At 71.2% G+C, this 22134-nt stretch carries 20 protein-coding genes; 16 read left to right on the top strand and 4 right to left on the bottom strand.

Annotated elements, in window-relative coordinates:
* Window positions 1-16: 16 nt before the first annotated feature.
* The gene (locus QOM21_RS10960) at window positions 17-1003 is read right to left on the bottom strand and encodes an LLM class flavin-dependent oxidoreductase (RefSeq protein ID WP_407549736.1); all 987 of its coding nucleotides are present in this window, start codon (window positions 1001-1003) and stop codon (window positions 17-19) included.
* 105 nt (window positions 1004-1108) lie between these two features.
* A complete protein-coding gene (locus tag QOM21_RS10955; protein WP_407549735.1) occupies window positions 1109-2584 on the bottom strand; it encodes a purine-cytosine permease family protein in 1476 nt (491 codons plus the stop codon).
* Between the two features lie 581 nt (window positions 2585-3165).
* Here QOM21_RS10955 and ftsY point away from each other — a divergent pair.
* Window positions 3166-4383: a signal recognition particle-docking protein FtsY gene (ftsY, locus tag QOM21_RS10950; protein WP_407549734.1), complete on the top strand. Its 1218-nt coding sequence runs from the start codon at window positions 3166-3168 to the stop codon at window positions 4381-4383.
* A gap of 177 nt (window positions 4384-4560) precedes the next feature.
* Here ftsY and QOM21_RS10945 read toward each other — a convergent pair whose 3' ends face one another.
* Complete coding sequence (locus QOM21_RS10945) at window positions 4561-5229, bottom strand: bifunctional DNA primase/polymerase (protein ID WP_407549732.1); 669 nt, start codon at window positions 5227-5229, stop codon at window positions 4561-4563.
* 463 nt (window positions 5230-5692) lie between these two features.
* On the opposite strand from QOM21_RS10945, the gene QOM21_RS10940 reads away from it, so the two are divergent.
* The 5 genes from QOM21_RS10940 (at window position 5693) to ffh (ending at window position 13624) form a co-directional block, all read left to right on the top strand.
* Window positions 5693-7186: a hypothetical protein gene (locus QOM21_RS10940; RefSeq protein ID WP_407549730.1), complete on the top strand. Its 1494-nt coding sequence runs from the start codon at window positions 5693-5695 to the stop codon at window positions 7184-7186.
* Window positions 7187-7499: 313 nt separating this feature from the next.
* On the top strand, window positions 7500-8840 hold the full coding sequence (locus tag QOM21_RS10935; protein ID WP_407549728.1) for an ammonium transporter: 1341 nt from the start codon (window positions 7500-7502) through the stop codon (window positions 8838-8840).
* Window positions 8837-9175: a P-II family nitrogen regulator gene (locus QOM21_RS10930; protein WP_393895665.1), complete on the top strand. Its 339-nt coding sequence runs from the start codon at window positions 8837-8839 to the stop codon at window positions 9173-9175. The genes QOM21_RS10935 and QOM21_RS10930 overlap by 4 nt, the downstream gene beginning before the upstream one ends.
* 256 nt (window positions 9176-9431) lie before the next feature.
* Window positions 9432-11945: a [protein-PII] uridylyltransferase gene (locus QOM21_RS10925; RefSeq protein WP_407549726.1), complete on the top strand. Its 2514-nt coding sequence runs from the start codon at window positions 9432-9434 to the stop codon at window positions 11943-11945.
* 128 nt (window positions 11946-12073) lie between these two features.
* Window positions 12074-13624: a signal recognition particle protein gene (ffh, locus tag QOM21_RS10920; protein ID WP_407549724.1), complete on the top strand. Its 1551-nt coding sequence runs from the start codon at window positions 12074-12076 to the stop codon at window positions 13622-13624.
* A 105-nt stretch (window positions 13625-13729) separates the two neighbouring features.
* On the opposite strand, the gene QOM21_RS10915 is transcribed toward ffh, so the two are convergent.
* Window positions 13730-14587, bottom strand: coding sequence for a methyltransferase domain-containing protein (locus QOM21_RS10915; protein ID WP_407549722.1), 858 nt, complete (start codon window positions 14585-14587; stop codon window positions 13730-13732).
* Between the two features lie 571 nt (window positions 14588-15158).
* Between QOM21_RS10915 and QOM21_RS10910 the strand changes: the two genes are divergently transcribed.
* From QOM21_RS10910 to lepB (QOM21_RS10865), 10 genes are all read left to right on the top strand, one after another.
* Window positions 15159-15749: a hypothetical protein gene (locus QOM21_RS10910; protein ID WP_393895661.1), complete on the top strand. Its 591-nt coding sequence runs from the start codon at window positions 15159-15161 to the stop codon at window positions 15747-15749.
* 156 nt (window positions 15750-15905) lie between these two features.
* Window positions 15906-16349, top strand: a complete 444-nt coding sequence (gene rpsP, locus QOM21_RS10905) for a 30S ribosomal protein S16 (RefSeq protein ID WP_398557210.1) — start codon at window positions 15906-15908, stop codon at window positions 16347-16349.
* 2 nt (window positions 16350-16351) lie between these two features.
* The gene (locus QOM21_RS10900) at window positions 16352-16591 is read left to right on the top strand and encodes an RNA-binding protein (RefSeq protein ID WP_033266910.1); all 240 of its coding nucleotides are present in this window, start codon (window positions 16352-16354) and stop codon (window positions 16589-16591) included.
* Window positions 16592-16675: 84 nt separating this feature from the next.
* The gene (gene rimM / locus QOM21_RS10895; RefSeq protein ID WP_407549719.1) at window positions 16676-17221 is read left to right on the top strand and encodes a ribosome maturation factor RimM; all 546 of its coding nucleotides are present in this window, start codon (window positions 16676-16678) and stop codon (window positions 17219-17221) included.
* A complete protein-coding gene (gene trmD / locus QOM21_RS10890) occupies window positions 17221-18030 on the top strand; it encodes a tRNA (guanosine(37)-N1)-methyltransferase TrmD (RefSeq protein ID WP_407549717.1) in 810 nt (269 codons plus the stop codon). Before rimM ends, trmD begins: the two co-directional genes overlap by 1 nt.
* A gap of 132 nt (window positions 18031-18162) precedes the next feature.
* Window positions 18163-18510, top strand: coding sequence for a 50S ribosomal protein L19 (rplS, locus tag QOM21_RS10885; RefSeq protein ID WP_393895657.1), 348 nt, complete (start codon window positions 18163-18165; stop codon window positions 18508-18510).
* Between the two features lie 96 nt (window positions 18511-18606).
* Window positions 18607-19371, top strand: a complete 765-nt coding sequence (gene lepB, locus QOM21_RS10880; protein WP_407549714.1) for a signal peptidase I — start codon at window positions 18607-18609, stop codon at window positions 19369-19371.
* Window positions 19364-20422 carry a signal peptidase I gene (lepB, locus tag QOM21_RS10875; protein WP_407549713.1) on the top strand — a complete coding sequence of 353 codons (1059 nt, stop codon included), beginning with the start codon at window positions 19364-19366 and terminating at the stop codon, window positions 20420-20422. The genes lepB (QOM21_RS10880) and lepB (QOM21_RS10875) overlap by 8 nt, the downstream gene beginning before the upstream one ends.
* Window positions 20423-20516: 94 nt before the next feature.
* The gene (gene lepB, locus QOM21_RS10870) at window positions 20517-21290 is read left to right on the top strand and encodes a signal peptidase I (protein WP_407549711.1); all 774 of its coding nucleotides are present in this window, start codon (window positions 20517-20519) and stop codon (window positions 21288-21290) included.
* A 54-nt stretch (window positions 21291-21344) separates the two neighbouring features.
* Window positions 21345-22073, top strand: a complete 729-nt coding sequence (lepB, locus tag QOM21_RS10865) for a signal peptidase I (protein WP_407549709.1) — start codon at window positions 21345-21347, stop codon at window positions 22071-22073.
* The last annotated feature ends 61 nt before the right edge of the window (window positions 22074-22134 follow it).

Below are 22134 nucleotides of genomic sequence, written 5' to 3'. Positions count from 1 at the left end.
GGAGGCGGGCGCCGACTCAGTCCTTGATGCGGGGCAGGACGCGTTCGGCGAAGAGATGCAGCGATCGCCAGCCCTCGTCGACGGGCATCCCGCCGCACAGCGGGTGCATGATCAACGAGCCCTGGGCGCCCGCCTCGTGAGCGAGCCGAACGCACTCGTCCGGGGTGACGATCCGGTAGACGCCCTCCTCGCGCAGGGCCTCGACGTCGTTCGCCGCGGAGCGGACTGCGGAGTGGATGTCGGCGGACTGCCAGGACGCGTACGTCCGGGCCTCGTGCAGCAGATGGCGGCCGTACTCCGCCCAGGTACGGTCCGGATCCTCCGAGAGATGCAGCAACGACGTGCGCGCCGGCGGCAGTAGTACCCAGCCCTCGGTGCCGAACTCCGCGCGCTTGGCGTGATAGTACGCCTCCAGTTCCGGGAGGTGTGCGCTGGGGAAGAGGGGAAGGCCGAGGCGGGCGGCGCGACGGGCGGCGGCGCGCGAGCTGCCGCCGATCAGCAGGAGTGGGTGCGGCTGTGTGTACGGCTGCGGGGTCACGCGGACCGTACGGCCTTGATAGGTGAACGGTTCGCCGGTCCAGGCGGACAGCAGGGTCTCCAGCACCTCGTCCTGGAGCGCGCCGCGCCGGTGCCAGTCCTTGCCGTGCGCGGCGTACTCCTCGGGGCGGTAGCCGAGCCCGGCGACGGTCACCAGGCGGCCGTTTCCGAGGAGGTCGAGGCAGGCGAGGTCCTCGGCCAGCCGCAGCGGGTCGTGCAGCGGGGTGATCAGTGCGGAGACGGTGACGCCGATCCGGCGGGTGGCGCCGAACACGGCGCCCGCGAAAGTGAGCGGGGAGGGCATCCAGCCGTTTCCGGTGGCGTGGTGCTCCTCGGTCTGGATCATGCTGACGCCGCGGTCGTCGGCGAAGGCGGCCATCTCGACGGCCGCCCGGTAGCGCGCGGACAGAGCGGTGGGGGTGGGGGCGGGGTCGACGAGGTTGAAGCGCAGGACCGTGACGGGCATGGCGGACGTCCCCTTCGCCAGGGAGATGGGCGAAGGGGACGTTAGCTGACGTAGCGTCAGATCACTAGGTCGGCGGCGCGAGGAGCCGCCGGGCCGGGCGCGGGGTCAGCGGGCCCCGACCGGCTGCCGGGGCGACGCGGGCTCCCCGGGCACGGCCGGGGTGACGTTCTCCTTGGCGGTGGGCAGGGCCGCGAAGACCGCCGCTGCGATCACGATCGTGGCCGCCCAGCCCAGGCCGTTCTCGCCGATCCAGGTGGTGGCCAGCGGGCCGGTGAACCACTGGACCTTGGTGAAGCAGATGCCCGCGGCGAGCGCGACCGCCCAGGCCGTCATGGCCTGCCAGCAGTAGCCGCCGGCGTACCAGTAGCGGCTGGTGCGGCCGGTGTCCATCAGGGCGGCGGCGTCGTAGCGGACCGCCATCCTGCGCCGGCGGGCCATGTCGACGGCGTAGACGCCGATCCAGGCCGAGAAGGAGACGGCGAGCAGCGTCAGGAAGGCGATGAACTGCCCGATGAAGTCCTTGGCCACCAGCATCATGAACAGGCCGCCGACCAGGCTGATGACGGCATTGATGCTGACCGCCATGGCGCGCGGCAGCTTGACGCCCATCGTCTGGGCCGTGAAGCCCGCGGAGTACATCGAGAGGCTGTTGATCAGCACCATGCCGACCAGCGCGGTGATCAGGTACGGCACCGCGAGCCACGTCGGCAGGATGTTGCCGAGGAAGGACATCGGGTCGGTGTTCTGACCGGCGAGCTTGGGGTTGGAGACGGCCATCACGCCGCCCATCAGCACCATGGGGAGCAGCACCAGGGCCGCGCCGGAAACCGTCGCACCGACGATCTTCTTGCCGGAGGCGGAGTGCGGGAGGTAGCGCGCGAAGTCCGGTCCGGTGGGGACCCAGCTGATGCCGCCGGCCGCGATCGTGCCGATACCGGCGATCACCATGGCGGTGGTGCCTGCCTTCTTGGCGAAGACGGCCTCCCAGTCCATCGTGGCCACCAGGTAGACCAGCACCATGATGCTGAACAGGCCGAAGAGGTACGTCGAGTACTTGTTGCAGACGTTCAGCGCCTTGCGGCCCATGCCGCTCACCAGGAACGTGACCGCCACGAAGGCGAGCAGGGTGATGACGACGAGGACGTTGTTGCTCTCGACGCCGAACAGCAGACGCAGCACGGTCAGCACCGCGTACGCGCCGGCGACCGCGTTGATCGTCTCCCAGCCGAAGCGGGCGACCCACAGGATCGCGCCGGGGAAGTAGTTGCCCCGGACGCCGAAGGCGGCCCGGGAGAGCATCGCGCCGGGCGCTCCGCCCCACTTGCCGGAGACGGAGAGGACGCCCACCATGCCGAAGGCGACGGCCGCGGCGACCACGGCCACCAGCAGGACCTGCCAGAAGTTCAAGGCGTTGTTGACCACGAGCGAGGCGCCCATGGTGAGCAACAGCACACTGATGTTGGCGGCGACCCAGGTGGGGAAGAGCTCGCGGACGCGGCCTTGGCGCTCGTTGTCGGGGACGGGCTCGATGCCTCGTGTCTCGACGGCGCCTTCGGTTTCGTGAGCGGACATGGTGCCCATGGTGCAGGTCTCTCCGTGCGCGGGGGATCTGGGAGGCACCCCCGGGGGGAGGAGGTGCAGGCAGCGGCTGTGGTGCCTGGCCGGTTGATTGCCAGGACTCTACGCGCGTTGCGTGGCCGTGGACCATCGTACTTTGATCCAACTTCTGCTCGTACATCCCTTTGGATCCCACAACGAGGACGGGCCGGACCCATCCTCGTCGAAGAACCCAGTCGCACCCCGCTGATCAGGCACGGGAACCCGCGGCCCGCCTGCCTGGGCCCCGGCGCTCGGTCCGCTCCAGCAGGTTCGCCGGGTCGTCGACCGGCGCGACCGGCGCAGGTCTCGTCACGGGCTCGCCGACGGCTCGCGCAGGCTCCTCCGTGATGCCCGCCGGGCCCGGCCCGCGGGGTCCGCTTCCGGCCGGTCGTGTCCACCGCGCTGCCCGTCGACACAGCCCCGGAACCAGAGCCTGGGGCATCCGGATTCGCCCTCCGGCGCGTCCCGGGCGGTCCCGGGGGAAACGGGAACCCGGACACCGCACATCCAGGTTCGGCGCGTGCAGTCCCCCGAAGCGGCGTGTGACTGATACTGGAGGGGTTATGGAAATCGTCATCCTTGCTGTAGTCATCGCCGTGGTCGTGCTCGGCGCGATCAGCGGGCTCGTCGTCAGCGGCCGCAAGAAGAAGCAGCTGCCGCCGTCCCCGCCGGCCACCCCTGCCACGCCCTCCGTTACCGCGCCTCCCGCAGAGCCGCAGGTCGGTGAGGAGGCCGAGACCCCCAGCGACGAAGAGCGTCGCACCATCGAAGAGGTCGGACTGCCGACGGCCGAGGCGCCGGTCGCGGCCCCCGAGGCGCCCGCCGCCCCGGCCATCGAGGTCCCCGAGCCGACCGCGGGCCGACTGGTGCGCCTGCGCGCCCGGCTCTCCCGCTCGCAGAACACCCTGGGCAAGGGCCTGCTGACCCTGCTCTCCCGCGAACACCTCGACGAGGACACCTGGGAGGAGATCGAGGACACCCTGCTGACCGCCGACGTCGGCGTCGCGCCCACCCAGGAACTGGTCGAACGGCTCCGCGAGCGCGTCAGGGTCCTCGGCACCCGTACCCCCGAGGAGCTGCGCGCGCTGCTGCGCGAGGAACTGCTCACCCTCATCGGCACCGACGCCGACCGCTCGGTGCACACCGACAACGCCATCGGCAACGGCGGCGAGGAGATCCCGGGCGTCGTCATGGTCGTCGGCGTCAACGGCACCGGCAAGACCACGACCACCGGCAAGCTCGCCCGCGTCCTGATCGCCGACGGCAAGTCCGTGGTCCTCGGCGCGGCCGACACCTTCCGCGCCGCAGCCGCCGACCAGCTGCAGACCTGGGGCGAGCGGGTCGGTGCCCGTACGGTCCGCGGCCCGGAGGCCGGCGACCCGGCATCGGTGGCCTACGACGCCGTGAAGGAAGGCATCGCCGAGGTCGCCGACGTCGTCCTCATCGACACCGCGGGACGGCTGCACACCAAGACCGGTCTGATGGACGAGCTCGGCAAGGTCAAGCGCGTCGTCGAGAAGCACGGCCCGGTCGGCGAGGTGCTGCTCGTCCTGGACGCCACCACCGGCCAGAACGGCCTGGTCCAGGCGCGGGTCTTCGCCGAGGTCGTGGACATCACCGGCGTGGTGCTCACCAAGCTCGACGGCACCGCCAAGGGCGGCATCATCGTCGCCGTCCAGCGCGAGCTGGGCGTACCGGTCAAGCTGGTGGGCCTGGGCGAGGGTGCGGACGACCTCGCGCCCTTCGAGCCCGAGGCGTTCGTCGACGCCCTGCTCGACTGACGCCGCCGCGCCGGCCGCCCACCCGCGGCCCCCGCGCCCGTCCTCGGCCCCCGGCACCCGCTCCTCGCGGGCACCGGGGGCCGCCGCACAATTTCGGCCACCTCGTCCGGGCGGGCGTCGGCCACCGGCAGCGCAGCCCGCACGGACCACGGGCCTTTCGGTGCAACGGGGCAGGGATCAGGCGCCGGAGCGGTTGCACACGTAGGCGAGGGTGCCCAGCAGGAGACGGGCCTGGGGCGGGCGGCCCGCGGTGTCCAGGCACGGCGGGCGCAGCCAGCGCATCGGGCCGTGGCCGCCGAGGTCCGAAGGGGGCGCGGTGACGTGGTCGCCTGCGCCCAACGGCCGCAGGTCGAGGTCGGCGTCGTCCCAGCCCATCCGGTAGAGCAGGTCGGGCAGCTCGGCCGCGGCCCCCGGAGCGACGAAGAACAGCGCGCGGCCCGTCGGGGTGACCGCGACCGGGCCGAGCGGCAGCCCCATCCGCTCCAGGCGCGCCACGGCGACGCGGCCCGCGGCCTCCGGCACGTCGAGGATGTCGAACGACTTGCCCACCGGGAGAAGCACGGCGGCGCCCGGTGTCTCCGCCCAGGCCGCGGCGGCCTCCTCCAGCGTCGCCCCGGCCGCCAGCTCCCGGCCGAAGTCCAGCGGATGGGCACCGGGGGAGGGGCAGTCGGCGACGCCGCACGAGCAGTCCGTACGTCCGCCGCCGGCGCGTGCCGCGCGGGCTCCCGGGACGACGGCCCAGCCCCACAGCCCGGTGTATTCCGCCACGGCCGTGCTCTCGGACGAGCGGGCGCGGCGTCGCGAGCCGGATCGAATCTCCCGGATGCCGGCGATCGTGAAGCCCATGCCCCCTCCAACGGGTGGTGCGTGTCTGTGGTTACGAGGCGGCGGCCGGCGGTGGAGTCGTGACGCTCCGTCGACGGTCCGCGGTGCCGTTGGTGCGGTGGGGTGCACGGGGTGGTGCGGCGCGGTGCGCACACCCTCCCGCGCCCCGCTCCAACCGGCCCTGTTCAACCCGTGTCAAGTCAATCGTGAGAGCCCGTCGGGGAGTTCATTCGAAGGGGTGGCGAATGGTGGCGTTTCCCCGATCGCCCTCGCGAGGGGCGTGATCGTAGGATTACTTTCGGTGCACGAACCCCGGAGAGGCATCGTTCGCACGGGTATGCCGGTGGCAATTCACCGTTCCCGCACCGGCCGGAGGTGTGGCCGGAAACCGTGCTCGGGTAGATGTACCCCGGACAGGCGTCGCAACAGGCGGCATGCTGTGGGTGGTTCGCGACGAGGCGACTATCGGAGTGGGGGCGTTCCAGTGGGCGACGGCGGCACCGCCGGATCCGGCGGTACAGGCGGCACCGACACCGTCAAACGTCCCAACGCGCAGTTGGGCTCGTGGTTCGTGCGCAGCGGTTGGTCCAAGGGAGAGCTCGCACGACAGGTCAACCGCCGGGCGCGACAGATGGGCGCCCACCACATCAGCACCGACACCTCCCGGGTCCGCCGCTGGCTGGACGGCGAACAGCCCCGCGAGCCCATCCCGCGGATCCTCTCCGAACTCTTCTCGGAGCGCTTCGGCTGCGTGGTCGGCGTCGAGGAGCTGGGGCTGCGCTCCGCGCACCAGTCCCCGTCCGTCTCCGGGGTGGACCTGCCGTGGGCCGGGCCGCAAACGGTCAGCCTCATCAGTGAGTTCTCGCGCAGTGACCTGATGCTGGCGCGCCGAGGCTTCCTGGGCACCTCGCTGGCGCTGGCCGCGGGCCCCACCCTCATCGAGCCGATGCAGCGCTGGCTGGTGCCGGTGCCCGCGGGGCAGGGCGGCGCGGCGCCGCAGCAGGACCGCCCCCGGCGGCCCGCCCGGCTGTCGCAGCCGGAGCTCGACCTGCTGGAGTCGACGACCGCGATGTTCCGCCAGTGGGACGCGCAGTGCGGAGGCGGCCTGCGCCGCAAGGCGGTGGTCGGCCAGCTGCACGAGGTCACCGACCTCCTCCAGGAGCCACAGCCCGAGCCGGTCTCCAGGCGGCTGTTCAAGGTCGCCGCCGAACTCGCCGAACTGGCCGGGTGGATGAGCTACGACATCGGGCTCCAGCCGACCGCGCAGAAGTACTTCGTGCTGGCCCTGCACGCCTCCAAGGAGGCCGGCGACCGCCCCCTGGGCTCGTACATCCTCTCCAGCATGAGCCGCCAGATGATCCACCTCGGCCGGCCGGACGACGCCCTGGAGCTGATCCATCTCGCGCAGTACGGCAGCCGGGACACGGCCACCGCGCGCACCCAGGCGATGTTGTATGCGATGGAGGCGCGCGCGTACGCCGGCATGGGCCAGCCCAGCAAGGTCAAGCGCGCGGTCCGGATGGCCGAGGACACCTTCTCCGACGCGATGCCCGGTGAGCCCGAGCCGGACTGGATCCGCTTCTTCTCCGAGGCCGAACTGAACGCCGAGAACGCCCACTCCTACCGGGACCTCGCCTACGTCGCCGGCCGCAGCCCCACCTACGCCTCCCTGGCCGAGCCCGTCATGGAGCGCGCCGTCGAGCTGTTCGGTCAGGACGCCGAGCACCAGCGTTCGTATGCGCTGAACCTGATCGGGATGGCCACCGTCCGGCTGCTGCAGAAGGAGCCGGAGGCCTGCGCCGCGATGGCCCAGCAGGCGATCCCGTTCGCCCGGCAGGTCCGCTCCGAGCGGGTCAACACCCGGTTGCGCAAGACGGTGGACACCGCGGCCAGGGAGTTCGAAGGCGTCGCCGAGGTGATCCAGCTGACCGAGGAGCTCTCCCGCCAGCTGCCCGAGACCGCGGCGGAGGCCGTCTGAGGGCAGCCCCCGGACCCCGGCCACGGCCCACCACCCCGTACAGCCCGACTCGGCTCCCCCATGCCAGGTCACGCGGGTGGCAGCCGTGGCCGGGCCCTTTTTCCGGCGTCGTCGGTGACCGGTTTCGGCGCCTTGAACGGGTGGGGGAGGCAATGATCTCGCCGTTCATCGGGGCGTAACACAGGGGCCGTCTTCGTCACTGCGGTGAAACACCGACAAGGTTTGGCCGAAACCACGCTGCGACAACCTCATGGCGAAGTCGGCCCACCAAAGTTTCGCCCGCACGGGCCGCATCGACGACGAGGAGACGCCGATGCCCCCAGGCATCCTGACGCTCGCAGCAGACAAGGTCACACTGAGCCCGGCCAACACCGGGTTCATGCTGATCTGCTCCGCACTGGTGATGATCATGACCCCGGCCCTCGCCTTCTTCTACGGCGGCATGGTCCGGGTCAAGAGCGTGCTCAACATGCTGATGATGAGCTTCATCAGTTTGGGCATCGTGACGATTCTTTGGGTCCTCTACGGCTTCGGACTGGCCTTCGGCACCGACAGCGGCGGCTTCATCGGCTGGAACGGCGACTACGCCGGTCTCAGCGGGATCGGCCTGACCGAACTGTGGGGCGCCACCACCATCCCGGTCTATGTCTTCGCGGTCTTCCAGCTGATGTTCGCGATCATCACGCCCGCGCTGATCAGCGGTGCGCTGGCCGACCGGGTGAAGTTCACCGCCTGGGCCCTGTTCATCGCCCTGTGGGTCACCATCGTCTACTTCCCCGTCGCCCACTGGGTGTGGGCCGAGGGCGGCTGGCTCTTCGACCTGGGCGTCATCGACTTCGCGGGCGGCACGGCCGTGCACATCAACGCCGGTGCCGCGGCGCTCGGCGTGATCCTCGTCGTCGGCAAGCGCATCGGCTTCAAGAAGGACCCGATGCGGCCGCACAGCCTCCCCCTGGTGATGCTCGGCGCCGGCCTGCTGTGGTTCGGCTGGTTCGGCTTCAACGCCGGCTCCTGGCTCGGCAACGACGACGGCATCGGCGCGGTCGCCTTCGTCAACACGCAGGTCGCCACCGCCGCCGCGATGCTCGGCTGGCTCGCCTACGAAAAGCTGCGCCACGGCTCCTTCACCACCCTGGGCGCCGCCTCCGGCGCGGTCGCCGGACTCGTCGCCATCACCCCGGCCTGCGGCGCCGTCAGCCCCCTCGGCGCCATCGCGGTCGGCGTCATCGCCGGTGTGCTGTGCGCCATGGCCGTCGGCCTGAAGTACAAGCTCGGCTACGACGACTCGCTGGACGTCATCGGAGTACACCTCGTTGGCGGTGTCGCCGGCTCCCTGCTGGTCGGCCTGTTCGCCACCGGCGGTGTGCAGAGCGACGCCAAGGGCCTCTTCTACGGCGGCGGTTTCGAACAACTCGGCAAGCAGACGATCGGCGTGGTCTGCGTGCTGCTGTACTCCCTCGTCGTCTCGTTCGTCCTTGCCAAGGTCATCGACCTGGTGATGGGCTTCCGGGTCAGCGAGGACGAGGAGATGGCCGGCGTCGACCAGGCCGCGCACGCCGAAACGGCGTACGACTTCACCGGCGCGGGCGGTGGCACGGTGGCCCGTAAGGGCCCGGCACTCGGCGAGGCCCTGACAAAGAAGGTGGACGCGTGAAGCTCATCACGGCAGTAATCAAGCCGCACCGGCTCGACGAGGTGAAGGACGCCCTGCAGGCATTCGGCGTGCACGGCCTGACCGTCACCGAAGCCAGCGGTTACGGGCGGCAGCGCGGGCACACGGAGGTGTACCGCGGCGCGGAGTACACCGTCGACCTGGTGCCCAAGGTCCGCGTCGAGGTACTCGTCGACGACGCGGACGCCGAAGAGGTTGTCGAGGTCGTGGTCAACGCGGCCCGCACCGGCAAGATCGGCGACGGCAAGGTGTGGAGCGTCCCCGTCGACGAGGCCGTCCGGGTACGGACCGGCGAGCGCGGCCCCGACGCGCTCTGACCACCCGCACGATCCACGCGCCGCCGTCCACACCCCGGGGACGCGGCCGCCGACACCGGGAACCGGTACGCGGCTCCGGCTCCGGCCTCCGCGCGGCACCCGCCGCCGGAGCCGGAGCCGGGGCACTCCCGGGGGAACCGCCCGGCGCGCGGGCGGAGCGGCCCGCGCGGCGAATGGCCGCAGGCTCCGCCCCGGCCCAGACTGAAGAACGGGGCCCGGCGGCAGCGGGGGACAACACGACCAAGGAGCGCCCGAGTTGACCGACAGCGTCGAGGACACGGCAGGACCGGCCCGCACGCCGGACCCGCACACCGCCCCGGAGACCGACCCCGCCACCGGCACCGAAGGCGGCTACCCCGCTGCCCGGCGCAGGCTCCTCCAGGACGACGCAGCCACCGGACCCGACCGCCGCGCCGCCCTCGCCCGGCTCACCGACGACTGGCTCACCGAACTCTTCGACGGCGCCGTCCACACCTCCGGCGTCCAGGGTGCCGCCCTCGTCGCCGTCGGCGGCTACGGCCGCGGCGAACTCTCCCCCCGCAGCGACCTCGATCTCCTGCTGCTGCACGACGGCCGCGCCGGCACCCCCGCCGTCGCCGCCCTCGCCGACCTCCTCTGGTACCCCGTCTGGGATCTCGGCCTCGACCTCGACCACTCCGTACGCACCCCCGCCGAGGCCCGCAAGGCCGCCCGCGACGACCTCAAGGTGCAGCTCGGCCTGCTCGACGCCCGCCACCTGGCCGGCGACCCCGACCTCACCTCCGGACTGCGCACCGCCGCCTACGCCGACTGGCGCGCGAGCGCACCCAAGCGGCTGCCCGAACTCCACGAGCTGTGCCAGGAACGCGCCGACCGGCAGGGCGAACTGCAATACCTCCTCGAACCCGACATCAAGGAAGCCCGCGGCGGACTGCGCGACGCCACCGCCCTGCGGGCCGTCGCCGCCTCCTGGCTCGCCGACGCCCCACGCGGCGGCCTGGAAGCCGCCCGCACCCGGCTCCTCGACACCCGCGACGCCCTCCACCTGGTGACCGGACGCGCCACCGACCGGCTCTCCCTCCAGGAACAGGACCAGGTCGCCGCGTCCCTCGGCCTCCTCGACGCCGACACCCTGCTGCGCGAGGTCTACGAATCGGCCCGCACCCTCTCCTACGCCGGCGACGTCACCTGGCGCGAGGTCGGCCGGGTCCTGCGCGCCCGGTCCGTCAAACCCCTCTTCCGCGGCCTCCTGTCGAGCCGCACCCCCGGCAAGGGCGAACGCTCCCCCCTCGCCGAAGGCGTCGTCGAGCACGAGGGCGAAGCCGTACTGGCCCGCACCGCCCGCCCCGAACGCGACCCCGCCCTGGCCCTGCGCGCCGCGGCCGCCGCCGCACAGGCCGGCCTGCCCCTGTCGATGCACGCGGTACGCCGGCTGGCGTCCGCCGCCCGGCCCCTGCCCGTACCGTGGCCCGCCGAAGCCCGCGAACAGCTGGTGACCCTCCTCGGCGCGGGCGCCCACACCGTGCCCGTATGGGAGTCCCTCGAAGCCGAGGGCCTCATCACCCGGCTGCTGCCCGACTGGGAACGCGTCCGCTGCCGCCCCCAGCGCAACGCCGTGCACACCTGGACCGTCGACCGCCACCTCGTCGAGACCGCCGTACGAGCCGCCGCCCTCACCCGGCGCGTGCACCGCCCCGACCTGCTCCTCGTCGCCGCGCTGCTGCATGACATCGGCAAGGGCTGGCCCGGCGACCACTCCGTGGCAGGCGAGACCATCGCCCGCGACGTGGCCACCCGGCTCGGCTTCGACACCCGCGACGTCACCGTGATCGCCACACTCGTCCGCCACCACCTGCTGCTCATCGAGACCGCCACCCGCCGCGACCTGGACGACCCCGCGACCGTCGCAGCCGTCGCCGACGCCGTCGGCAACGCCGGCACCCTCGAACTGCTGCACGCCCTGACCGAGGCCGACGCGCTCGCCACCGGCCCCGCGGCCTGGAGCACCTGGCGCGACGGACTCGTCACCGACCTCGTCAAACGCGTCGCCGCACAGCTCGCGGGCGAAGAAGCACCGGACAACCGCGGCGCCGACGAGCCGACCGCCGAGGAAGAGCGGCTGGCCATAGAGGCCGGCCGAACCGGCGGCCCCGTCCTGGCCCTGCACGCCCGCAGCGAGGCCCCGGCCGACACCGAAGGCGCCGAACTGCCCGAGGACGGCCAGGAGCCGGTCGGCGTCGAACTCCTCATCGCCGTCCCCGACCAACCCGGCGTCCTCCCCGCCGCGGCCGGCGTCCTGGCCCTGCACCGCCTCACCGTCCGCGCCGCCGACCTGCGCGTCCTCGACCCCATCGGCCAGGGCCCGGTTCTCCTCCTCAGCTGGCGGGTCGCCGCCGAATACGGCTCCCTGCCCCAGGCCGTACTGCTCCGCGCCGACCTGATCCGCGCCCTGGACGGCTCCCTCGACATCCCCGCCCGTCTCGCCGAACGCGAACGCGCCTACGCCCGGCGCTCGCGCGCCGTCCTCGCCCCGCCACCCCGCGTCACCGTCCCTGCGGGCAGCTCCCGCACCGCCACCGTCATCGAGGTCCGCGCCCAGGACGCCCACGGCCTGCTGCACCGCATCGGCCGCGCCCTGGAGGACGCCGGCGTCACCGTCCGCAGCGCCCACGTCAGCACCCTCGGCGCCAACGCCGTCGACGCGTTCTACGTCACCGACACCAAGGGCGACCCCCTGCCCCCGGACCGGGCCACAGCCGTCGCCCGCGCCGTACAGACCGCCCTTGAGTGACCCGGGCCACCACGCCCGCGCCCGCCCGCCGGCCCCCGCTACCGGCGGGCAGGGGTGGCCCGCTTGCCGGGCCGGATACCCTAGGAGGCGATTGCCTCCGCCCCCGACCCCGAGGATCGACGACCGCCGTGTTCGATACGCTTTCCGACCGCTTGGCGAGTACCTTCAAAAACCTCCGGGGCAAGGGCCGCCTCTCCGAGGCGGACATCGACGCCACGGCGCGCGAGATCCGTATCGCCCTCCTCGAGGCCGACGTCGCGCTGCCCGTCGTCCGCGCCTTCATCAAGCAGGTCAAGGAGCGCGCGAACGGTGCCGAGGTCTCCCAGGCGCTGAACCCCGCCCAGCAGGTCATCAAGATCGTCAACGAGGAGCTCGTCGGCATCCTCGGCGGCGAGACCCGCCGGCTGCGCTTCGCCAAGACCCCGCCGACCGTCATCATGCTGGCCGGCCTCCAGGGCGCCGGTAAGACCACCCTCGCCGGCAAGCTCGGACGCTGGCTCAAGGGCCAGGGCCACGCGCCGCTGCTCGTCGCCTGTGACCTCCAGCGCCCCAACGCCGTCAACCAGCTCTCCGTCGTCGCCGAGCGCGCCGGCGTCGCGATCTACGCGCCCGAACCGGGCAACGGCGTCGGCGACCCCGTCAAGGTCGCCCAGGACTCCATCGAGTTCGCCCGCGGCAAGCAGCACGACGTCGTCATCGTCGACACCGCCGGCCGCCTGGGCATCGACCAGGAGCTGATGCAGCAGGCCGCGGACATCCGCGACGCGGTCAGCCCCGACGAGGTCCTCTTCGTCGTCGACGCGATGATCGGCCAGGACGCCGTCAACACCGCCGAGGCGTTCCGCGACGGCGTCGGCTTCGACGGCGTGGTGCTCTCCAAGCTCGACGGCGACGCCCGCGGTGGCGCGGCGCTCTCCATCGCGCATGTCACCGGCAAGCAGATCATGTTCGCCTCCAACGGCGAGAAGCTGGACGACTTCGACGCGTTCCACCCGGACCGCATGGCGTCCCGCATCCTCGGCATGGGCGACATGCTCTCGCTCATCGAGAAGGCCGAGCAGACCTTCAGCCAGGCCGAGGCCGAGAAGATGGCGGCCAAACTCCAAAAGGGCCCCAAGGAGTTCACCCTCGACGACTTCCTGGCCCAGATGGAACAGGTCCGCAAGATGGGCTCCATCTCCAAGCTGCTCGGCATGCTGCCCGGCATGGGTCAGATGAAGGACCAGATCAACAACCTCGACGAGCGCGAGGTCGACCGCACGGCCGCCATCATCAAGTCGATGACGCCCGCCGAGCGGCACGAACCGACCATCATCAACGGCTCCCGCCGCGCCCGTATCGCCAAGGGCTCCGGTGTCGACGTCAGCGCCGTCAAGAACCTCGTCGAGCGCTTCTTCGACGCCCGCAAGATGATGTCGAAGATGGCCCAGGGCGGCGGCATGCCGGGCATGCCCGGGATGCCCGGCATGGGTGGCGGCGGCGCCAAGAAGAAGAAGCAGGTCAAGCAGGCCAAGGGCAAGCGCAAGAGCGGTAACCCGATGAAGCGCAAGGCCGACGAGGAGGCCGCGGCGGCCCGCCGCGAGGCCGCCCAGTCCGGCAACCCGCTGGGCCTGCCCCAGGGCGGCCAGGACCAGAAGGACTTCGAACTCCCCGAGGAATTCAAGAAGTTCATGGGCTGACCCCGGTCCCTGCCATCCGCGAGCCCCCGGCCACCTCCAGGCGACCGGGGGCTCGCGCATGCACGGCAGCCGTCCGGCGGCGCCCTCCGCCGAACCCTCCGGCCGCTACTGCGTCCGCGCGATCAGATACCGGAACACATTCGGCATCCAGACCGTCCGGTCCGCCCGCTGATACGGATGCAGCGCCTCCGTCAACTCCTTCTCCACCAGCCGCTGCTCGGTGACCTCCAACGCCGCGTCGAAGAGCCCCGTCGACAGCAACCCGCGCACCGCACTCGCCAGATCCGCGTACCCGAACGGGCAGGCCACCCGGCCCGAACCGTCCGGCCGCAGCCCCGCCCGCTCCGCCAGATCCTCCAGATCGTCCCGGCGGCTGGGCCGCCAGCCGCCCGCCGCCCGCAACAACGGCTCGGCCAGCCGCTGCGCCACCCGCAGCACCCCGGCCGTCGCACACCGCTCCTCCGGCCCCCAGCCGCCCAGCACGATCGCGCTGCCGCGCTCCGCCAGCCCGGCCGCCGCCGTCAACGAATCCGTCAGCCCCTGCACGGTGCTGACACAGCCCACCGGATGGAACGCCGTCACCACATTGAACGGCGCCGCGTCCACCGCCGCGTCCTCCAGGCCGCCGCTGACCAGCCGGGTGACCTCCGGCATACCGTCCGGCGTGAGCCGCTCACGGGCCAGCTCCAGCCGGCACTCGTCCGAATCGACACCGCTGACCTGCGCCCCACGCCCCGCGGCGAGCAACAGCGCCAGACCGGAACCGCAACCCAGCCCCAGCAGCCGGGTGCCGGAACCGACCCCCAGGCGGTCGTAAGCGGCTTCGTACAGCGGCACCAGCATGCGTTCTTGAATCTCGGCCCAGTCACGGGCGCGCGCCTTGGTGCCGGTCGGTGCGGGAAGGTCATCGGATCCCATGGGACCGGAGTTCGGAAGGTCGTGCCGTACGAGCGTGGGTGACATCGAATGCGCCCCTATTCGCCGAGAACCCGAAGCTGTTCAGTGCCGATCGCCCCCGTTTTCGCGCGTTGTGCGCCCCCGAGTTCCAGACAACTGCGCATCCGTCCGGCCGTCCAGGGGTTGCGCCGGGGTTGTCTCCCGCGCGCCCCCGTATGCGCCGGGCCCGCTCCCTGGAGCGCCGTTCCAGGGTGCCCCGGCGCGCCGGGTTTCGCCACGGCAGGACCGCCACCTGCGCCTCCCGCAGCAGAACCCCGAGCCGAGTACCCCTACGGTGGGGCACACGGTCCCGGTCCGCGACGGCGCACGGCAGAACACGCCCCCGGGGCCGGCCGCGCGGACACGGGAGATCACCCGTACCATCGCGGCCGTGCTCGCCGTCCGGGCATACGACCGCACTACGCCGTGCGGCGTACGCGGGGGTACGTACCGGCTTGGTAGCCGCTGGGCGCCTTCTCCGCAGATCGGCGCACCCGGCCCTCGGCATAACCCATGACCAGAAACTGACTGGTACGTGCAAATTATTTGGGATGCCCCGGAATCGGAACACTGGACCTCCCCGGCTCGTTGTCACGACGTGAGCACGACACCGCCTGTTCTCGCCGCCGAACTGGCGCTCGCGTGGGCCGATATTCAACGGCACCACCCCGAGCTGCCGGATCTGGCCGCGCCCGAATCCCTCATCGGGGAGTCCTCGTCCGCCTGTGGCGCGGAGCTCTCCTTCGAACGGCTGCTCCACGAGGCAGTCCACGGCATCGCCGCCGCCCGCGGCATCCGCGACACCTCCCGCGCAGGCCGCTACCACAACCGCAGGTTCCTGACGATCGCGGAGGAGCTGGGCCTGGACCACGTCGACGAGCCGCATCCCAGCAGCGGCTTCTCCCTGGTCACGCTCAACCCCGAAGCAAGAAGGCGCTACCGCCCCACCATCGAACGACTGGCCAGGGCCCTCAAGGCGCACACCGCCGCCACGGCCACCGACACCACCCGCAGTTTCCGCGGCCCCGCGGCCCGGCACGGCTCCTCCGGAGGCGGTGTCCGCGTCAAGGCCGTCTGCGACTGCGGACGCAATGTCCGGGTCGTCCCCTCGGTTCTCGCCCAGGCGCCGATCGTGTGCGGCGGCTGCGGCAAGCCCTTCCGTATCCCCGAGGTGGCCGCGGTCGGCTGACCCCGGGGCGTGTGGCACAATGGCTAGCTGTACTCGACAGTCGCACAGGACCCCTCTCTCCTCCGGCTGACGCGTCCATCGGGCATACCGAGTACCGCAACCCCACGTGGCATCCCGTTGTGCCCAACCACGTCAAGACCAGGAGACACCACTTCCGTGGCAGTCAAGATCAAGCTGAAGCGTCTGGGCAAGATCCGCGCGCCTCACTACCGCATCGTCATCGCCGACTCCCGTACCCGCCGTGACGGCCGGGCCATCGAGGAGATCGGCCTGTACCACCCGGTGCAGAACCCCTCGCGCATCGAGGTCGACTCCGAGCGTGTCCAGTACTGGCTGGGTGTCGGCGCGCAGCCGACCGAGCCCGTCATGGCCATCCTCAAGGTCACCGGCGACTGGCAGAAGTTCAAGGGCCTGCCCGCCCCGGCGCCCATGAAGGTCGCCGAGCCGAAGGCCGACAAGCGCGCCCTCTTCGAGGCCGCTGCCAAGGCTTCCGGCGACGAGCCCAAGGGTGAGGCCATCACCCCGAAGGCGAAGAAGGCTGACAAGAAGGCGGACGAGGCTGCTGAGGCCGAGTCCACCTCCGAGTCGACCGAGGCCTGAGCATGCTCGAGGAGGCCCTCGAGCACCTCGTCAAGGGCATCGTCGACAACCCCGATGACGTGCAGGTAGCCTCGCGCACCCTGCGCCGCGGGCGCGTGCTCGAGGTACGGGTCCACCCCGACGACCTCGGCAAGGTGATCGGCCGCAACGGCCGTACCGCCCGCGCGCTGCGGACCGTCGTGGGCGCCATCGGTGGCCGAGGCATCCGCGTCGACCTCGTCGACGTGGACCAGGTCCACTGAGCATCGATTCACCGGCACGGGCCGGGGAGGGCTACGGCCCACCCCGGCCCGTTGTCGTCGCCGCATGAGAAAAGGAAAGCCATAGTGCAGCTGGTAGTCGCACGGATCGGCCGCGCCCACGGCATCAAGGGTGAGGTCACCGTAGAGGTGCGCACCGACGAGCCCGAGCTGCGGCTCGCACCCGGAGCCGTCCTCGCCACGGAACCCTCGTCCGTGGGACCGCTCACCATCGCGACCGGCCGGGTCCACAGCGGCCGGCTGCTGCTGCGCTTCGAGGGCGTCCAGGACCGCACGGCCGCCGAAGCGCTGCGCAACACCCTGCTGATCGCGGAGGTCGACCCCGAGGAAGTCCCCGAGGACCCCGAGGAGTTCTACGACCACCAGCTCATCGACCTCGACGTCGTCACCCGCGACGGCACGGCCGTCGGCCGCATCTCCGAGGTCTCCCACCTGCCGTACCAGGACCTGCTGATCGTCAAGCGGCCCGACGGCAGCGACGTCATGATCCCGTTCGTCAGCGAGATCGTGCCGGAGATCGACCTGGAGGAGCAGCGCGCCGTCATCGACCCGCCGCCCGGCCTCCTCGACGACAGTCAGGCCGAGGTCGCCACCGGCCGCGAGGACACCTGATGCGGCTCGACGTCGTCACGATCTTCCCCGAATACCTCGAGCCGCTGAACGTCTCCCTCGTCGGCAAGGCCCGAGCCCGCGGACAGCTCGATGTCCGCATCCACGACCTGCGGGACTGGGCGCACGACAAGCACAACACCGTCGACGACACCCCCTACGGCGGCGGCCCCGGCATGGTCATGAAGCCCGAGCCCTGGGGCGAGGCGCTCGACGAGGTGCTCGCCTCCGGAGACGGCGAACCGGTGATCGTCGTGCCCACCCCCAGCGGGGAGCCCTTCACCCAGCAGCTCGCCGTCGAACTCTCCGCCAAGCCCTGGCTGGTGTTCACCCCGGCTCGCTACGAAGGCATCGACCGCCGCGTCATCGAGGAGTACGGCTCCCGCCTCGACGTCCGCGAGGTCTCCATCGGCGACTACGTCCTGGCCGGCGGCGAGGCCCCGGTCCTGGTCATGGTCGAGGCGGTCGCCCGCCTGCTGCCCGGCGTCCTCGGCAACGCCGCCTCCCACCAGGACGACTCCTTCGCCCCCGGAGCGATGGCCGACCTCCTGGAAGGCCCCGTCTACACCAAGCCCCCGGAGTGGCGCGGTCACGGCATCCCCGATGTCCTGGTCAGCGGACACCACGGCAAGATCGCCCGCTGGCGACGCGACGAGGCATTCCGCCGCACCGACCGCAACCGCCCCGATCTGATCGAGCGCGCCGACCCCTCGGCGTTCGACAAGCACGACCGCGCGATCCTCGCCGCCCTGGGCTGGTCCGTCCGCGACGACGGCCGATTTGGGCGTTCGAGTGACGGCGTGGAAGAATAAGCCGCTGCTGTGTGCGTCCGGCGCGCGCCCCTGCCACAGGGGGAACGACGCCCGCCCGACGGAACGGCATCCGAAACATCATCCCGATATCCCGTTGATGACCTGTGGCATCAGCGAAGAAAGCAGTAGGTCATGAACCTTCTCGACTCCGTCGACTCCGCATCGCTGCGCACCGACGTCCCGGCCTTCCGCCCGGGTGACACCGTCAACGTCCACGTCCGCGTCATCGAGGGCAACCGCTCCCGTGTGCAGCAGTTCAAGGGCGTCGTCATCCGCCGTCAGGGCGCCGGCGTGCGCGAGACCTTCACGGTCCGCAAGGTCAGCTTCTCCGTCGGCGTGGAGCGCACCTTCCCGGTGCACACCCCGATCGTCGAGAAGATCGAGGTCGTGACCCGCGGTGACGTCCGTCGCGCCAAGCTGTACTTCCTCCGTGAGCTCCGCGGCAAGGCCGCGAAGATCAAGGAGAAGCGCGACAACTGAGTCGTGCCGCCCCGGACCGCGATTTTTTGCGCCGGAGCAACGCAAAGCCAAGCTCACGTCCGACGTCCGGACCCGGCCGGATAGGCTCAGGGCCCGATGGACAACGACGCACAGCTCTCGGAGCGCGACCGCTCTCCCGCCCCCGACCAGGGGCCGGAGCAGAGGTCGCGCTCCGCGCGTTTCCTGGCCCGCTCGGCCGGGCTGCGGCAGCGGCCGGTCACCCTCCTCGCCCTGTGCGCGGCCTTCCTGCTGCTGCTCAGCGCCTTCGTCGCGCAGCCCTTTCTGATCCCCAGCTCCTCCATGGAGAACACCCTGCGGATCGGCGACCGGGTGCTGGTCAACAAGCTGGCCTACCGCTTCGGCGACGACCCGCGGCGGGGCGATGTGGTGGTGTTCGACGGCACCGGGTCTTTCGTTCACAGCGAGCCGGGGGAGAATCCGGTCACGGCACTGCTGCGCGGTGCCGGCGCGGCGCTGGGCCTGGCCCGGCCCGCCGAGACCGACTACGTCAAGCGCGTGATCGGGGTCGGCGGTGACCGTGTGACCTGCTGCGACAAACGGGGGCGGATCGAAGTGAACGGTGAGCCCGTGGCCGAGGGCTACCTCTACCCGGGGAACGCACCCTCCTCGGTGGAGTTCGACATCGAGGTGCCGGAGGGGAAGTTGTGGGTGATGGGCGACCACCGTGCCAGATCCCGTGACTCCCGCGACCACCTCGGTGAGGCGGGCGGCGGCACCGTACCCGTCGACAAGGTGATCGGCCGGGCGGACTGGATCACCTGGCCGGTGGGCCGCTGGACCACCCTCGACCGGCCGCGGGCCTTCGACGACATACCGGCCCCGGCAGGCCCCCATGGGTAATCGGGGGCGGCCCCGCCACGGGCAGCAGAACAGCACAGGAACCCGCCACGCCAAAGGAGCCCCCGCAGAGCCCGGGGAGCCCGCAGACGGCCCTGGAGCCCGCCGGGCGACCGGCGGGCGCGCCGAGCGACGACGGCAGGCGAAGCGCATCAAGCGCCGCAGGCAACGCTCCTACATCAAGGAAATCCCCATCCTGATCGGGGTGGCCCTGGCCATCGCGCTGGTGCTGAAGACCTTCCTTGTGCAGGCGTTCGTGATTCCGTCGGGCTCCATGGAGCAGACGATCAAAATCGGCGACCGGGTTCTCGTCGACAAACTCACGCCGTGGTTCGGCTCGAAGCCGGAGCGCGGCGAGGTCGTCGTCTTCAAGGACCCGGGAGGCTGGCTCAAGGGCGAGCAGGCGCAAACCGCCGAAGACGGACCGGGCGTGAAGCAGTTCAAGGAATTCATGACCTTCATCGGACTGCTGCCGTCCGCCGATGAACAAGACCTCATCAAACGCGTCGTCGGCGTGGGCGGCGACACCGTCAAATGCTGCGACAAGCAGAACCGCGTGACGGTTAACGGCAAGCCGCTCACCGAACCGTACGTCCACCCCGGAAATCCGCCGTCCACGCTGAAATTCACCGTGAACGTTCCCATCGGGCGGATCTTCGTGATGGGCGACCACCGTTCCGACTCCGCGGATTCGCGCTTCCACCTCGACGAGCCGTACCGTGGCACCGTCTCGGAGGAAAATGTCGTCGGCCGCGCCGTGGTGATCGCCTGGCCGTTCAGCCACTGGCGACAACTCGAAGAGCCGGACACCTTCTCAACCGTGCACGACTCGCCGGGCGCCAGGGCGTCCGGAGCCGGTGCGCCACATAGGGTGTCCTCCGAGACTTTGGCCGTACTCCCGACCCCTGCGGAACTCCCGCTCGTTATGGGAGTGGTGGGCCTGCACCGGTTGACGGGCGGGCGTGAGCGTGGAGTAAGGAGCAGATGTGGGGGACTTGGCGGTCGGCGCGCGGTCCGGAACCGAAGAGCCCGAGGAGCCGGCGGGGCGCGGTGACATTCCGCAGGCGGCGACGAGTTCCGTGCATCAGTCGCAGGCGCAGCAGTCATCACCGACGGACCGGTCGGCGGCCGAGGAGGAGAGCGGCAGCATGACGACGGGGAAAAAGCCGCGCGCCTTCTGGAAAGAGCTGCCGATTCTCATCGGCATCGCGTTGATCCTCGCGCTGTTGATCAAGACGTTCCTGGTGCAGGCGTTCTCCATCCCGTCCGACTCCATGCAGGACACCCTGCAGCGTGGCGACCGGGTCCTCGTCGACAAGCTGACGCCGTGGTTCGGCTCGAAGCCGGAGCGCGGCGAGGTCGTGGTCTTCCACGACCCGGGCGGCTGGCTGAACGAAGCACCGACCCCCGAGCCGAACCCCGTGCAAAAGGTCCTCAGCTTCATCGGTCTGATGCCCTCGGCCGAGGAGAAGGACCTGATCAAGCGGGTGATCGCGGTCGGTGGGGACACCGTCGAGTGCCATGGCACCGGCCCGGTGAAGGTCAACGGCAAGGCCCTCAAGGAGGACTCCTACGTCTTCCCCGGGGCCACCCCCTGCGGCGACCGGGAGTTCGGCCCGATCCACGTCCCCAAGGACCGGATCTGGGTCATGGGTGATCACCGGGACGACTCCCTCGACTCCCGCTACCACCAGAACCTCAAGGGCAACGGCACCGTCTCGGTGGACGAGGTCGTCGGCCGTGCCTTCACCATCGCCTGGCCCATCAACCGCTGGTCCACGCTGCCGGTCCCGGACACCTTCGACCAGCCGGGGATCAACAAGTCGATGGCTGCGGCGCCGGCCGCGCTCGGGCTCATCGGAGCGGTCCCGATCGTGCTGTGGCGCCGCCGGAGGCTGACCGCGGAACGTACCCCCAGGTAGGGTGCCGTCCCAGATCTTCGACGCGGGCCGGTACCGCGGGGTGGGAGCGCTGGGATGAGCAGCAGTACGGAACGCAGGACCGACGGCCGCGGCCGGACCACGGGCAGTGTGCTGTCCGGTCTGGCCGTGGCCGTCGGCTGTGCGCTGTTCCTGGGCGGCTTCGTATGGGGGGCACTGATCTACCGCCCGTATACGGTTCCGACCGACTCGATGGCACCGACGATCGCGGCCGGGGCCCGTGTCCTGGCCGAACGGGTCGACGGCTCCGAGATACGCAGGGGCGACGTCGTCGTCTTCAAGGACTCGGTGTGGGGCGACCTGCCGATGGTCAAGCGCGTCGTCGGCGTCGGCGGCGACAAGGTCTCCTGCTGCACCAAGGAAGGCCGCCTGACCGTCAACGGCGTTCCGGTCGAGGAACCGTATCTGCAGAGCGATGGGCCCGCCTCACCCACCGGCTTCAAGGCCAAGGTCCCCACCGGCCAGCTCTTCCTGCTCGGCGACCACCGCAGCGATTCCCTCGACTCTCGCGTCCACCTCACGGACGGCGACCACGGCTCCGTGCCGCGCAGCGCCGTCAGCGCCCGCGTGGACGCCCGCGCCTGGCCGGTCGGCAGCGTCGGCATGATGGACCGCCCTGAGGCCTTCTCCGAGCTGCCCGGCGGCACCTCACAGCCCGGTCCGCTGCGGCCCATCACCTACGCGGTGATCGCCGGCACCGTCCTGATCCTCGGCGGCGCCGCCCACGGCCCCCTCACCCGGCGCAAGGGCCGCAACCGTGGCTGATCGCGACGAGAAGGCGACGGGCACGGAAGCCGGCCGGGAGGCCGCTGACCAGGCTGAGGCA

Origin of the sequence: Streptomyces sp. Pv4-95, assembly GCF_045782725.1 — a bacterium.
In the GTDB taxonomy this organism is placed as follows: Bacteria; Actinomycetota; Actinomycetes; order Streptomycetales; family Streptomycetaceae; genus Streptomyces.
This window is presented reverse-complemented; position numbering and strand designations above follow the sequence as displayed.